Genomic DNA, 13,683 nt, shown 5'->3' on the forward strand with positions numbered 1-13,683 from the left:
GTATGGCTTTTAATGACAGTACCGCGCGTCGGATTCCAGCGGCTGAGGTGGTCGCGCCTCGCGCCGTGGATAGTTGGACGCACACAAAAAACGGCGACTCACGGGGCTATATTGATGCGGACAGGCTCAAAGAGCTGTGGATCCACACCGGAACCGCCTGCAATCTGGCTTGCCCGTTTTGTCTGGAGGGCTCCCACCCCGGTGATGGCCGCATACCCGGGATGAAGCTGGACGATGTGAAGCCGTTTGTTCACGAAGCGCTGGAAATGGGCGTGGAGCAGTTTTCATTTACCGGTGGCGAGCCCTTCGTGATCAAGGACTTCGTCAACATCCTGGATTACGCCAGCCAGCACCGGCCCTGTTTCGTGCTGACCAACGCCACCGACCCGCTGCTGAAACGCACTCATCAAGTGTTGCCGTTGCTGGCTAACCCATTTCCTATTCATTTCCGGGTCAGTCTGGACTACCCCGACGCTGTCCGTCACGACATTGATCGGGGCGAGGGCAGTTTCGATAAAGCATTGGAGGGCATCCGTTGGCTGCATGAGCAAGGCTTTAAGGTATCGATCGCTCGCCAGACGGACGACAACGAAGTCGTGGCGGATGTCGAAGCGGCCTTCCGGACGATATTCCGGGCCTGGGGTATTCCTGAAAATCTGGCGTTTACCGCGTTTCCCGACCTGGGCACGCCCGGCTCGGAAGATGGCAGCCCCGAAATCACCGAAAGCTGCATGGACAAGTACCCGACCAGGGAAAGTCGCGCGCACTTCATGTGTACCTACACGCGCATGCTGGTGAAAAAAGGCAATAAGGTCCGGGTTTACGCCTGCACGCTGGTGGATGACGACCCGGAATACGATCTCGGGGGCACCTTGAGGGAAAGTATGGACGAACGCATTATGCTGCGGCATCACCGCTGCTTTTCCTGCTATCGATTTGGCGCGAGTTGCTCTGCACCCGTCTAGATTTTTATACCGAGGAGAATAAAGACAATGTCATTTTCAGAAGCCAGCCTGTTTTGGGGGTTCCTGCTGGTCTACGGCATCATCATGTACTGGCTGTCACCACGCAGTAAAAACGCGGCGTCTTTTTACAAAGGCGCCGACGACCATGGCAACCCGGTCGGTCAGTGGTCACTGACGGCCAGTATTTTTATCAGTTGGATCTTCGCCAAATCGGTCACCAATGCGGCCAATCTGGGCGCCGCCTATGGCGTGGTAGGGGGGCTCGCCTATGCCACTTACTGGCTCTCGATTCCAGTCGCCGGCTACGTTATCTACCTGATCCGGACCCAGACCGGGGCCACCAGCTTGCAGGACTTCCTGACGTCCCGCTTCGGTCGCTTGGCTTCCCTTAGTTTTGCTGTTGCGATTCTGATTCGCCTCTACAACGAAGTCTGGAGCAACACCGCGGTTGTCGGCGGCTACTTTGGTCTGCCCGGTGATTGGGAATATTACACCGCCGCCATGGTGTTCACGTTATTCACCCTTGCTTACAGCTTGAAAGGCGGATTGCGCAGCTCGATTTTCACCGACGTCATTCAGGCTGTGGTGTTCGTATTTTTTGTCGGTGCGGTGTTGTTCCTCATCATTCCCGCTAACGACACCAGTACCTTATTGACCACCGGTGAGTTCAAGCTCAATGCCGGCATGGACTTGCTGTTGGTGGCCGGGCTGCAAATCTTCAGCTACCCGTTTCACGACCCTGTAATGACCGACCGGGGGTTTGTGAACAACGAAAAAACCATGCTGAAAAGCTTTGTCGTGGCCGGACTATTAGGCTTTGTGGCGGTGTTTGTATTCAGCCTGGTGGGCGTGCACGCCCAGCTCAACGGCATTGAGTCGGCCGGCAATGCCCCGGCGGCGGTCGGTCAGGCGATGGGGCTGACGGCGCTGTTTTTCATGAGTGTGGTGATGATGACTTCGGCGGGCTCAACACTGGACTCCACCTTTACCTCGCTGGCCAAATCGCTGGCGGTGGACCTGCCCAAACTGGTTCGGGGGACGGCGGACCGGTTGCCCAGTATGCGTGTCGGTGCGGTGGTGATGGTGTTGTTTTCGATCCTGGGCAATGTGCCGATGTTTGCCGGTACCGACATCCTGAAAGCCACCACTATCTCCGGCACCATGGTGATGGGCCTGGCGCCGGTGTTCCTGTTCTACGGGTTTACCCGATGGTCGCCCTGGAGTTTTCATTTGAGCTTCTGGACCGGCATTGCGTTGGGCCTGTTGCTCGCAACCGGGCTGATTCCCGCGAGTTGGGCCGTCGGGGAAGGTAAATACGGCACACTGCTGGGCGTTAATGCCTACGGTTTCCTGCTGTGTACGGCCGGGTTCTTCCTCCCCCTGATTGTTCGCCGGTTGGTCGGCCAGGTGCCGCAGCCGTCGGAGTCCACCCACTGAGGCCGGCGATGACCGACACTGCAACGACTGAGGGGCGCACCTGTCCGCTTCATTACCGTTACCGGCCTGGCCAGCTCTGTAGCCAGCCGGAGACATGCGACCACGATGTGCTGTATGTCATCGGAGGTTTGTATGGCAACCCTTTCGCGCTTGATGAGGTTGAACGGATGGCCGCCGCAGAGCAGGCCATCGGGCGTCGGGTGAAGCTGTTGTTTAATGGTGATTTTAACTGGTTCAACGCCGACGACGAACTGTTTCAGGTTATCAACCGGCGGGTTCTTGACCATGACGCCATGCTGGGCAATGTTGAGTACGAGCTGGCCCACCCCAGTGACGGTGCCGGTTGCGGCTGTGCTTATCCCGAATCGGTCGACAACGCTGTGGTCGAGCGATCGAACCGAATCATGCTGCGGTTACAAGCGGTGGCCGCTGGCCACCCTGAAATTCAGAGGCGGCTGGCAAGCCTGGCCCGCTGGCGTTGCCTGATGTTTGGTGGCCTAAAGGTTTTGGCGTTGCATGGCGATCCGGAGTCGCTGGCCGGTTGGGGGCTGTCCCAGGAGTCCTTCCGCGCGGGCAATCAGGCGCAAGTGGCGGAATGGTTCCGTCAAACCGACGCCGATGTGATGGTTTGCAGTCATACCTGCCTGCCGCTGATCTGGTCCGGTAATGTGGCGGGCCGCCCCCGTTGGGTGCTGAACAATGGTGCCGCTGGCATGGCCAACCTGGCCGGAGATTACCGAGGTTTAATAACCCGGCTGGCCTGGTCCGGTCCTCCCGAAGACTGCGTCGCGAGCCTTTCGGGCGGTGCGATGTCGCTGGCGCTGGTGCCAGTGGCGTACGACCAGTCGGCCTGGCTGGAGCGTTTTGACCAGCTGTGGCCAGCACACTCCGACGCGGCGATATCCTACCGGGAGCGCATTCTTGCGGGTGCTGACCTGAGCCCGTCCGGGCTCTGTTTTTGATTTGGACCTTTTTTGGACAGCGGCTATGATTAAGGGGCGGCTTGGCTCGGTTGGGCGTCCTGTTCAGACCTTGCCATTTGATTTTTATTTTGAGGTCTATATAATTTGGCCCTAACTTTTTAAGGCGCAATGATCACAACATGACAAATGAAGGCTCGAATACCACCGCCATCACCCTCCGCGTACCGAATAAGGATGATGGCTTCAGACTTCACCAGCTAGTGGCTGAATGCCCCCCGCTGGACCCTAACTCGATTTACTGCAACCTTCTGCAGTGCAGTCATTTCGCCGACACCGGCGTGGCCGCGGAAAAAGAAGGCGACATGGTCGGCTTCATTTCCGGATATATCCCTCCCCAACAATCCGACACCGTTTTTGTCTGGCAGGTTGCTGTGCACGAGAAAGGTCGTGGCCAGGGTCTGGCCAAACGGATGCTGAAAGAAATTGTGGGTCGCCAGGCGTGCCAGGATGTCACGCACATGGAAACCACGATCACGGAAGACAACGAAGCGTCCTGGGCCCTGTTTCGCTCTTTTGCCCGGGACATGGGCGCCGAGTTGAAATACCACGAACACTTTGAGAAAGGCACCCATTTTGGGGGCATTCATGACTCCGAGTTCCTGCTCCGAATCGGGCCTTTCACCAAGCCGGCCAGCCGCTGAGACGCGGCCCGCACCGACGGCTTTTTTAAACGCGCGGAGTCCAGACTGCGACCGATACCGGTCTGGCCCCGCGTATTCACCTCGAACCTATTATGCTAAGAGGCAAGACAATGGAATTTCTTAGATCAAACGAATCCCAGGTACGCGTCTATTCACGAGCGTTTCCGACCATCTTTAACCGGGCCAAGAACGCCCACTTGTATACCGACGATGGTAAAGAATATCTCGATTTCCTGGCAGGCGCCGGGTCGCTGAACTACGGGCACAACAACGATGTGCTGAAAAAAGCGTTGTTGGAATACATCGAGAACGATGGCGTGAGCCAGGGTCTGGATCTGTGGACCACCGCCAAGCATGACTTTATGACAGCCTACAAGAAGCACATTCTTGACCCCCGTGGGCTGGACTATAAAATGCAGTTCACCGGACCGACCGGCACCAACTGTGTCGAAGCCGCCCTGAAGCTGGCCCGGAAAGTGAAAGGCCGGGATGGCATTATTTCCTTTACCAATGGCTTTCACGGCGTCTCTCTGGGCGCGGTCGCCACCACTGGCAATAAAAACCACCGTGGTGGTGCCGGTGTGCCATTGAGCAGTGTTGAGTTTATGCCTTACTGTGGCTACTACGGCGACGCCGTGGACACCGTCCAGATGATGGACAAGCTGTTATCCGACAATTCATCGGGCAGCGATTTGCCAGCGGCCGTGATTGTAGAAGCGGTACAGGGCGAGGGTGGTTTGAACGCAGCGAGTGCGAAGTGGCTGAAGGACCTTGAGACCCTGTGCAAGAAACACGATATTTTGCTGATTCTGGATGACATCCAGGCGGGCAACGGGCGCTCAGGCGACTTCTTCAGCTTTGAGGCAGCAGGGATTGTGCCGGACATTGTTACGGTGTCCAAGTCACTGAGTGGCTACGGTTTGCCGATGGCACTGGTGCTGCTGAAACCGGAACTGGACATCTGGAACCCGGGTGAACACAACGGCACGTTCCGTGGTAATAACATGGCGTTTATTACGGCCAAAACCGCCATTGAAACCTACTGGCAAGACGATATCTTCATTAATGATGTGCGTCAGAAGAGCGATCTGCTCGGTAAACGTCTGAAGGCGATCTGTGATCAGCATGGTTCAGGGCTGTTCAAGCTCAAGGGCCGCGGCATGATGCGTGGCATTGCGTGCAGCAGCGGCGAACTGGCCGATAGGATTACCGCGCGGGCCTACGAGAAAGGTCTGATTATTGAAACAGCCGGGCCTGATGACGAAGTCGTCAAGTGCCTGATGCCATTGACGATCAGTGCGGCCGACCTGAATAAGGGCCTTGACTTGCTGACCGACAGTGTCAATGAAGTTCTTAACGAAGACATGAGCGCAGCGTCTTAAGTATACGCAGTAGAGAGGCCGCCTAAGGCCGGGAAGCCAACACTGGGGCAGCCTCTCTGAACACTTGATTCCCGGCGCTAAATTCAACGCGACCGAAGATAAGATTATGAGCAGCCAACAGCATACCGTAGAAAAAATCGGCGGCACTTCAATGAGCAATTTCGAAGCCGTTCGAGACAACATCGTGATGGGCAACCGTGAACATGGTGACTGGTACAACCGCATTTTTGTGGTTTCCGCCTATGGCGGCGTCACTGACGAATTGTTGGAGCACAAAAAAACCGGCGAACCGGGCGTCTACGCCCTGTTTGCCGACGCCGAGTCGGACTGGGCCTGGGGCGATGACCTGACCAAGCTGGTCAAGTTCCTGACCGATCTGAATGCCGAACTGTTTGAAGACCAGATGCTCAGACAACAGGCCGATCAATTCATCATGGACCGCGTCGAAGGTGTCCGTGGGTGCCTGATCGACCTGCAGCGTCTGTGTTCATACGGCCAGTTCCAGCTTGAAGAGCACCTGCTGACGGTGCGAGAGATGCTGGCGGGCATCGGTGAGGCGCATAGTGCCTTCAACACCTCGCTCAAGTTGCAGCATGAGGGCGTCAACGCCCGCTTTGTCGACCTGACCGGCTGGCGCGACAATGAACTGTTGCCGCTGGATGAAAAGCTCAAACAGGCCTTCGCCAGCATCGATCTGACCCGGGAATTGCCGATTGTGACCGGTTACGCCCAGTGCAAGGAAGGCTTGATGCGCACGTTTGATCGGGGCTATAGCGAAATGACCTTCAGTCGGATCGCGGTCATCACCGAAGCGAAAGAAGCGGTGATCCACAAGGAATACCACCTGAGCTCGGCCGATCCCAAAATCGTCGGTGAAGACAAGGTCGTGCCGATTGGCCGGACCAATTACGACGTGGCGGACCAGCTGGCCAACTTGGGTATGGAAGCGATTCACCCGCGCGCCGCGAAAGGCCTGCGTCAAAACGACATCCCCTTGCGGGTCAAGAACACCTTTGAGCCGGAACACACCGGCACGCTGATTACTCGTGACTACGTGAGTGAAAAGCCTCAGGTGGAAATTGTGGCGGGCCACAAGGGTGTGTTTGCGATCGAGGTATTCGATCAGGACATGCAGGGTGAGCCCGGCTGTGACCGCAGAATCCTGGACGTGCTGACCCGCTTCAAGGTCCGTTTCATCACCAAGGACTCCAATGCCAATACCATTACCCACTATGTGGACAGCACGCTGAAGCACGTCAAGCGAGTTGTGAGGGCATTGAAGGAAGAGTTCCCCAACGGCGAAATCTGCACCCGTAAAGTGGCGCTGGTATCGGCGATTGGCAGTGACCTGCAGGTGCCCGGCATTCTGGCCCGTACCCTTCAGTCATTGGCGGACGAGGGCATTGGTATTCTTGCCGTACACCAGTGCCTGAGGCAGGTCGACATGCAGTTTGTCGTGAAGGAAGACCACTACCGGCCGGCCATCATCAAACTACACCAGACGTTGATCGAGACCCACAACCACGAGTACGCCATCGTCGCGGCCTAGTGGGCGTGTTGGAGCGCCGCCCAGACGCTCCTGCTGACTTATCCGGGTTCGGACTGGTCGCTCCGACTCCGGATAATGGAGGGTGTTTTGCCTCCTGACCGGGGTGCCGGGCATTGAGATGTCTGGTGGCCCCGGTCACCGTCCCTTGTTTATTCCCACCTCCAAAACGCACGCATCCCGCCCGGCTGGATTCGCCCCTCCGCGCTCGACGCTTTGTCGACAGCGCTGTCCCGCAGCACGGTGGTTCGGTAGCGATGGGCAAAGGGTGCGGGAGCCACCGCCGAGCCCAGAGCCGGCGCCAAACCGGGCAATCCATGACCGCATTCTGATCGTATTCTCAGACACTATTTTCAACCCGGATCGATGCCATGAGTGAACTTCATCCGCAGCCCCCCACCACCCGCACCGCCCCCTACTCAGAGCCCGAAACGTTGGTGGGACACTACTTTCGGGATGCTTCCCGTCACGCCCTGCTGACCGAGCCCAATGAACGCAAACTGAGCCGTCGGCTCAGCCGCTGCCTCAATATTGTCGCGGCCGAGCGTGGCCTGGGCGAGGATATTCCGCGCACCATCCGGGACGTGGTCGGCGTCATAGCGGAATCCGATTTGACCGGTTTGCACGCCAGGCGCGCCTATCGGCTGATCCGCGCCAGTCGCGAGCTGCTCATTCAAAGTAACTTGCGGCTGGCGGTACACATTGCCCGGCGCCACGTTACCCGTGGATTGCCAATGTCCGATGTTATTCAAGACGGCAATATCGGCTTGATCAAAGCGGTTGAGCGATTCGATCCCAGCAAAGGCTTCCGGTTCTCGACCTATGCCTATTGGTGGATCAGCGAGGAGGTCAAACGATGCCTCAAGCGCGGCCACCGGGTGGTGCGCACCCCGGACCACGTGGTGGATGAAATCCGTGCTTTACAGGCCACCACGCTCAGGCTGCATCGCGAGCTGGGGCGCACACCGAGGCAAAGCGAACTCGCCAGTGAGTTGGAGGTTTCACCCAGTCGGGTCACGGAGTTGATCAGTTATACCGGCGCGGAAGTGTCTACCGATGCGCCGGTTACCGACGAGGGATCTCTGTCCATTGGCGACAGCCTGAGTCTTGGTGAGGAGGAGGCGCCGGAAGAGGCCTTGGTGCCGAGGGATCGGCGACGAATTCTGGACACCATTCTGGCGGAATTAAACGTTCGCGAGCAATCCGTATTGAGCCGGCGTTTCGGATTGAACCGGCGAGAACCGGAAACGTTGCAGGTCATTTCGGACGATCTGGGCATCAGTCGGGAGCGGGTTCGTCAGATTGAAAAGACCGCACTGGCCAAGCTTCAGGAACGCTACGCTGACTTGGGCGAACGGGTGGTTAGCGGAAGCTGGGCGAGCGGCCGGTAGTCGAGTGGCTGGTATCTTGTTGCCGGTCAGGACTGCGTCGCGGGGCCAATGCGAAAGAGAGTGCGGCGCCTTAATGGACCGAAAGCAGCCAGCCAGCGACAACCGCTTGGGAGAGAATGGCAACACCGGTGAGAATCAGCCGTAATTGCCGATACCAGGCGGGCCAATACAGTTTCATCCAGCGCACATCGACGACATAGAGCGCCAGATAGGCGATTGGATAAATAATGATTTGCAGGTGCATGGGAAGCAGCAGCCCAATGCCGGCGGTCAGGAAAAACAGTTGGCTGATGACCATAGTGGTCAGCGGAGACAGCGGGAAACAGCGATTCTCAAGCTGCAAGGCGATTGGCCAATAAACACCAGCCATGAAAGCCAGAATACCGGCGCTGTAAATATAGAAATAGTGGGTAATTTGAAGGCTGTGCGCGGGCCAGATAAACACCGCCAGCGCGCCCAGAATAAAGGGTAACAGGCCGAGCAGTCCGATGGCATTGGCCAGGCGAGCGACAGCGATCACGTCCGATGCCCCTGGATACGAATTCTCATGGGCGCAATCTCCGCCGTGGCCATGCCGACCATCTCATGGTAAGCGGACGAGTGCACCACGTCGGTTCGCCGTACGGTAAAGGCGCTCAGCACGTTCTGAACCTCCCAACTACTCCGGAACAGTGTGGTGGTCTGGGAGGAATCGGACAGCACGAGAACGCGCCCGTCAATGTGCAGCCTGGCCATGTAGCGCTGGCCTTCCAGAGATAGAATTTCCAACAGATCGATGGTGGGGTTCTCCATCGACCGGAGGTCTGTCAGCGAAATTCTCACAACGATCCTGCTCCGTATTCCGGTGTATGGGAGGCAATACGACCGTTACAGAATTCAAGATCAACCTGGGTCAGGGAAACTTCGGTGGTGTGCTGGTCACGGAACGGAAGGCGCCGGCACGCCGAGGGTTCCGTTCGTCATGACCGACTGCGTGTTATCCAGTGGGCCGTCGGTCTGAGTCGCGAGACCTCAGGCCAGCGCACGGCACACCGAGTGCTGCGGACAATGTGCCAGGTGATCATTGACCATTCCGGTTGCCTGCATAAAGGCATACACAATGGTGGGGCCGACGAAGTTAAAGCCATGCTTGCGCAGGGCTTTGGACATTGCCTCGGCTTCCGCCGTGTAAACCGGAACCTCGGCAATGGACTGCCAGGCGTTCTGAACCGGACGGTCATTTACGAACGACCAGAGAAATGCGCCGAACGAGACGCCCTGCTCTTGCAGGCTCAGGTATCCGCGGGCATTACGAATAATGGAATGTACCTTCAATCGATTCCGGATAATGCCCGAGTCGTGCAGCAGATTCTCAATTTTGGCGTCGTCGTACTGGACGATTTTCTCGGGATCGAAGTCGTCGTAAGCCTCGCGGTAGCTCTGTTGCTTGCGCAGGATGGTGATCCAGCTCAAGCCCGCCTGCTGGCCGTCGAGGCAGAGTTTTTCAAACAGCGCCCGGTCATCGTATTCGGGCCGTCCCCACACCTGATCGTGATACTGCACGTAAAGAGGGTCGGTGCCGCACCAGGGGCAGCGTTTGGCACTGGTCGCAACGTCGGTCATGGTTGCAACCTCTGAATCAGCCAGCCATCGCCTTGGCGCAGGTACTCAAAACGGTCATGCAGGCGGCTGGGCCGACCCTGCCAGAATTCGATCCGGTGCGGTATGATCCGGTAGCCGCCCCAGAACGAGGGCAGGGGCACGCTGCCCTCTGCAAATTTGCGTTTGATTTCATTCACCTTCTGTTCCAGCAACCCGCGCGAGGAAATGACCTTGCTTTGTTCCGACACCCAGGCCCCAATCTGGCTGCCCCGGGGCCGGGACGCAAAGTAGCGCAGGGATTCCGCCTTGCTGACTTTTTCCGCGCGGCCCTGAATGATGACCTGGCGGTTCAGTCCAATCCAAGGAAACAGCAGGGCCGCTTGCGGGTTATCACTCAATTCCCGGGCCTTGCGGCTGCCATAGTTGGTGTAGAAGACAAAGCCCTGATCATCGAAGTATTTCAGCAGTACCGTCCGCAGGTCAGGCACGCCATCTCGATCGCTGGTGGCCAGGGACATCGCATTGGGCTCCAGAATTCCCGCCTCCCGGGCATCCGTAAACCACCGCTCGAATTGCCGGGTGGGGTTGGCATCCAGGTCGTCACGGTCGAGGCCGTCACTCTCGAATTCACGGCGCATCTCACCTATGTCCATCGGTACAGTCCTGAATTGGATGAATAGAAATTCGCTCTGAAGGCATACGGTGCTCTATTCTTTCAGGATTGGCGCTGAATGGAAATGCGACGGACCGTCGCGGTATAGTCTTTACAGCGACACCCATCGGCCAACACTTAAGGAGACCCACGTTGACCACTGCGAAGACCTCAGGACCCTGGTACAAAAAGCTCGTAATATGGTTGGCGTTGCTGGTATTCGGTTATGGCCTATTGGGTGCTGGCCTCCTGCCCTGGTGGCTTGAACGGGAGTTGCCAAAGCGAATGCAGGCGCACATGGGCTGGTCGGCCACGGTCGATGATATTCGGGTCAATCCGTTTGCGTTCTCGGTGGAGGCCACCGGCTTTGCGGCAACGGATAGCGCCAACGAGCCGGTACTGAACTTTGATAGCTTAAGCGCCAATCTTAGCCTTTGGCAGTTAATAAACGGTGTTATCGCATTCGAGCACATCACGCTGGATCAGCCTTTTATCCGTATCGATCTGTTGCAGGACTATGGCGTCAATTTCAGCCGCGACTGGCAAACCCATAATCCCGCGGATGCGGATGACGCCAACGCTGAGGACTCCGGCGGTGGCGCGCCGGCGCTGTATTTTGGCCGGATTTCACTGAACAATGGCGACATCAACCTGAGGGATTTCAGCCAGGGACGTGACGCCGAATTTCGCATCCAGCCGCTGACGATTGAACTCACGGACCTCGCCACTTATGCGCGGGAAGGCAGCAGTGATTACCGCTTGAATGCTGCGATTGGTGAACAGACCATTACCTGGGAGGGCGACCTCAGCTTTGCGCCCCTGACGTCGTCCGGGCGGATCGCGGTAAACAATCTGGAATACCCTACCTTATGGCACTTTGCCCGCGATGCTGTGCCCTACTCGTTACGCAGTGGCACCGTGTCAGTCACCACCGACTACCAGTTGTCGTGGGTCGACGAATTGGCACTGGTGACCCGCGATGGCGTGGTCAATGTTCGCGGACTCTCAGTGGCGACGGCAGAGAACGATGATCCGGCCGCATTGGAAAACGCCGATATCGATGTCGACGGGTTTGAATTTGATCTTCTGGGCCGTGAGTTGGCCATTGACAAAATTGCGCTCCGCAACGCCGCGATGACGGTCCAGCGCAACGCTCAGGGTATTCTCAACCTGCTTGCGCCCCTCAACTCGGAGGAGGCCGGCAGCGCCGACGCGGTCGATGCCCCACAAGCGCCACCATCCCAACCGTTCCGCTGGTCGGTCAAGGCCATCGAGGTTGCAGACGGCCGCCTGCATTGGCTCGACGAGCAACCCGTGGTGGCGGCGGATGTCTCGCTGGACGCGATCAACCTGAGCCTGACGGAATTAAGCGATGAACTTGAGCAACCGGTGGATTATGCTCTGGCGTTTAACGTGGCGGATGGCGGCGATGTGTCGTTCCAGGGCCAGGCGACGCTGCAGCCGTTTACTCTGGAAGCCTCATTGTCGGCACAGGGCTTGGCGCTGGCGGCCTTCGAACCCTACATCCGGGAATCGGCGGCGCTCAAGATCCGGGACGGACGGCTGAGCTTCGACGGCTCGATTGACCTGGATGGCCAGACCGAGCCATTGACCGGCACCTTCAGTGGCCGCGGTCGGGTGGAAAATCTCGATGCTCTGCTGCCAGACAGCGACACACCGCTGATTGCCTGGAGCAGCCTGGTGCTTGAGCCGATTGAATACAATCTCGCACCGGCGCGGCTGGAAATTGGCAAAATCACCCTCAGCGAACCCCGGGTGTCGGTCGCCCGTTTGGAAAGCGGCAATCATAATGTTCAGCGTATTATGACCGCCTCGGAAGGCTCGCCAAAGCCGTCTGCAGAGCCTCCGGCATCGGCCGAGTCAGCTGCGGCGACAGGCACCACCCCCGCCGTTATTTTTCGGGTCAGAGAGTTTGTCCTGGACAAGGGCCAGGTTGACTATTCCGACCGGTCGGTACAACCGGTGTTTACCACCCAGCTCAGCGATCTCGACGGCACGGTGACAGGGTTGAGCAACATTCCGCCGCAGCAGGCCAAAGTCGCCATTAACGGACGTGTTGGCGACGTCGGTGCGATACAGGTTGACGGTTCGATTGGCACGCTGGGCGCCGACAGCAGCAGCGACCTGAAACTCACCCTGAGCCAGTTGTCGTTACCGCAACTGAGCCCCTATCTGGGGCGCTATCTTGGGTACAGTATCGACAGTGGCAAATTGGCACTGAATCTCGATTACCGTATTGACGGCACCCTACTGAACGGCAAAAACCAGGTGACATTGGATCGAATGGAACTGGGCGGACCGATAAACAGCGACCTGGCGGTGAATGCACCGGTCAAGCTGGGACTGGCGTTGCTGCGTGACGGCAATGGCGTCATTGATATCAACCTACCCATTGAGGGCAACCTGAGCGATCCCGATTTCCGTCTCGGTCAGGTGATGATGAGCACCTTCGTGAACCTGGTGGTGAAAGCGGCGACGTCGCCTTTCAGTGTGCTGGGCTCCGTCGTTGACCTGGCTGGATTGTCCGGTGCCGAGTTGGGCACCATCGCCTTCAATCCAGGCGAGTCGGAACTGGCGCCCAAGGAACAGGAAAAAGTGGCGGCTCTGGCCAAGGTGTTGTCAGAGCGGTCCGAGCTGTTGCTCAACATCCGGGGTGCGGTTGCCCCGGAATTGGACAGGCCAGGGTTGAAGCGGCAGCAGGTGTTTGAGCGCCTGGGGCTGGGTCAGGGTACGCCCCTGTCGTCCCGTATCGAACGGCTCGAGCAGGCCTATGAACAGTCCTCCGGAGCCGAAGCGCTGGCCGCGCTGAAACAACAGGCTCGGAATACCGGTCAAAACGCCAGCGGTGCTGCCTGGGAGGCCGCCCTGGTAGCGGCGCTTGGGCAGAATATTTCAATATCGTCAGAGGCGTTGCAATCGCTGGCCGCTGTACGGGGAACCAACATCCAGCGTCGCTTGCTGGACTCCTATGACACACCACAGGAGCAGCTTTACCTGCTGGACCCTTTGCTGGATGCACCGGTAAACAATGGCCAGCAGCAGGTCACTGTGCAGTTTCAACTGGACGTACGGTAGCGACTTGCG

Annotated in this window: 12 protein-coding genes; 8 read left to right on the top strand and 4 right to left on the bottom strand. The window is 57.9% G+C overall.

Going from position 1 to position 13,683, the window contains the following annotated elements; translation table 11 throughout:
• Window positions 1-2 precede the first annotated feature (2 nt).
• The 7 genes from GRX64_RS15980 (at window position 3) to GRX64_RS16010 (ending at window position 8,345) form a co-directional block, all read left to right on the top strand.
• Window positions 3-965 (top strand): radical SAM protein, encoded by a 963-nt coding sequence (locus GRX64_RS15980; RefSeq protein ID WP_166268735.1) that lies wholly within the window; start codon window positions 3-5, stop codon window positions 963-965.
• A 27-nt stretch (window positions 966-992) separates the two neighbouring features.
• Window positions 993-2,402 carry a sodium:solute symporter family transporter gene (locus GRX64_RS15985; RefSeq protein ID WP_166268736.1) on the top strand — a complete coding sequence of 470 codons (1,410 nt, stop codon included), beginning with the start codon at window positions 993-995 and terminating at the stop codon, window positions 2,400-2,402.
• Window positions 2,403-2,410: 8 nt separating this feature from the next.
• A complete protein-coding gene (locus GRX64_RS15990; protein ID WP_166268737.1) occupies window positions 2,411-3,364 on the top strand; it encodes a hypothetical protein in 954 nt (317 codons plus the stop codon).
• A 140-nt stretch (window positions 3,365-3,504) separates the two neighbouring features.
• On the top strand, window positions 3,505-4,026 hold the full coding sequence (ectA, locus tag GRX64_RS15995; protein ID WP_166268738.1) for a diaminobutyrate acetyltransferase: 522 nt from the start codon (window positions 3,505-3,507) through the stop codon (window positions 4,024-4,026).
• 110 nt (window positions 4,027-4,136) lie between these two features.
• On the top strand, window positions 4,137-5,408 hold the full coding sequence (ectB, locus tag GRX64_RS16000) for a diaminobutyrate--2-oxoglutarate transaminase (RefSeq protein ID WP_166268739.1): 1,272 nt from the start codon (window positions 4,137-4,139) through the stop codon (window positions 5,406-5,408).
• Window positions 5,409-5,514: 106 nt separating this feature from the next.
• Entirely contained in the window at window positions 5,515-6,957 is a 1,443-nt protein-coding gene (locus GRX64_RS16005; protein ID WP_166268740.1) for an aspartate kinase, read from the top strand.
• 368 nt (window positions 6,958-7,325) lie between these two features.
• Window positions 7,326-8,345, top strand: a complete 1,020-nt coding sequence (locus GRX64_RS16010) for a sigma-70 family RNA polymerase sigma factor (protein WP_166268741.1) — start codon at window positions 7,326-7,328, stop codon at window positions 8,343-8,345.
• Window positions 8,346-8,415: 70 nt separating this feature from the next.
• Here GRX64_RS16010 and GRX64_RS16015 read toward each other — a convergent pair whose 3' ends face one another.
• The 4 genes from GRX64_RS16015 to pdxH all read right to left on the bottom strand — a co-directional run bounded on the left by GRX64_RS16015 (window position 8,416) and on the right by pdxH (window position 10,579).
• A complete protein-coding gene (locus GRX64_RS16015) occupies window positions 8,416-8,865 on the bottom strand; it encodes a DUF3429 domain-containing protein (RefSeq protein WP_166268742.1) in 450 nt (149 codons plus the stop codon).
• Window positions 8,862-9,167 carry a DUF6482 family protein gene (locus tag GRX64_RS16020; protein ID WP_166268743.1) on the bottom strand — a complete coding sequence of 102 codons (306 nt, stop codon included), beginning with the start codon at window positions 9,165-9,167 and terminating at the stop codon, window positions 8,862-8,864. The genes GRX64_RS16015 and GRX64_RS16020 overlap by 4 nt, the downstream gene beginning before the upstream one ends.
• Window positions 9,168-9,356: 189 nt before the next feature.
• Window positions 9,357-9,947, bottom strand: a complete 591-nt coding sequence (locus GRX64_RS16025) for a DNA-3-methyladenine glycosylase I (protein ID WP_166268744.1) — start codon at window positions 9,945-9,947, stop codon at window positions 9,357-9,359.
• Window positions 9,944-10,579 (bottom strand): pyridoxamine 5'-phosphate oxidase, encoded by a 636-nt coding sequence (gene pdxH / locus GRX64_RS16030; protein WP_166268745.1) that lies wholly within the window; start codon window positions 10,577-10,579, stop codon window positions 9,944-9,946. The genes GRX64_RS16025 and pdxH overlap by 4 nt, the downstream gene beginning before the upstream one ends.
• A 152-nt stretch (window positions 10,580-10,731) precedes the next feature.
• Here pdxH and GRX64_RS16035 point away from each other — a divergent pair, with 152 nt between their 5' ends.
• Window positions 10,732-13,674, top strand: coding sequence for a DUF748 domain-containing protein (locus GRX64_RS16035; protein WP_166268746.1), 2,943 nt, complete (start codon window positions 10,732-10,734; stop codon window positions 13,672-13,674).
• The last annotated feature ends 9 nt before the right edge of the window (window positions 13,675-13,683 follow it).

Source organism: Marinobacter caseinilyticus (genome assembly GCF_011074955.1).
GTDB lineage: Bacteria > Pseudomonadota > Gammaproteobacteria > Pseudomonadales > Oleiphilaceae > Marinobacter > Marinobacter caseinilyticus.

Excerpts from the sequence above, each read along its gene's own strand:
- GRX64_RS15980 (WP_166268735.1), top strand. The coding sequence starts at position 3 with ATGGCTTTTAATGACAGTACCGCGCGTCGGATTCCAGCGGCTGAGGTG.
- GRX64_RS15985 (WP_166268736.1), top strand. The coding sequence starts at position 993 with ATGTCATTTTCAGAAGCCAGCCTGTTTTGGGGGTTCCTGCTGGTCTAC.
- GRX64_RS15990 (WP_166268737.1), top strand. The coding sequence starts at position 2,411 with ATGACCGACACTGCAACGACTGAGGGGCGCACCTGTCCGCTTCATTAC.
- ectA (WP_166268738.1), top strand. The coding sequence starts at position 3,505 with ATGACAAATGAAGGCTCGAATACCACCGCCATCACCCTCCGCGTACCG.
- ectB (WP_166268739.1), top strand. The coding sequence starts at position 4,137 with ATGGAATTTCTTAGATCAAACGAATCCCAGGTACGCGTCTATTCACGA.
- GRX64_RS16005 (WP_166268740.1), top strand. The coding sequence starts at position 5,515 with ATGAGCAGCCAACAGCATACCGTAGAAAAAATCGGCGGCACTTCAATG.
- GRX64_RS16010 (WP_166268741.1), top strand. The coding sequence starts at position 7,326 with ATGAGTGAACTTCATCCGCAGCCCCCCACCACCCGCACCGCCCCCTAC.
- GRX64_RS16025 (WP_166268744.1), bottom strand. The coding sequence starts at position 9,947 with ATGACCGACGTTGCGACCAGTGCCAAACGCTGCCCCTGGTGCGGCACC.
- pdxH (WP_166268745.1), bottom strand. The coding sequence starts at position 10,579 with ATGGACATAGGTGAGATGCGCCGTGAATTCGAGAGTGACGGCCTCGAC.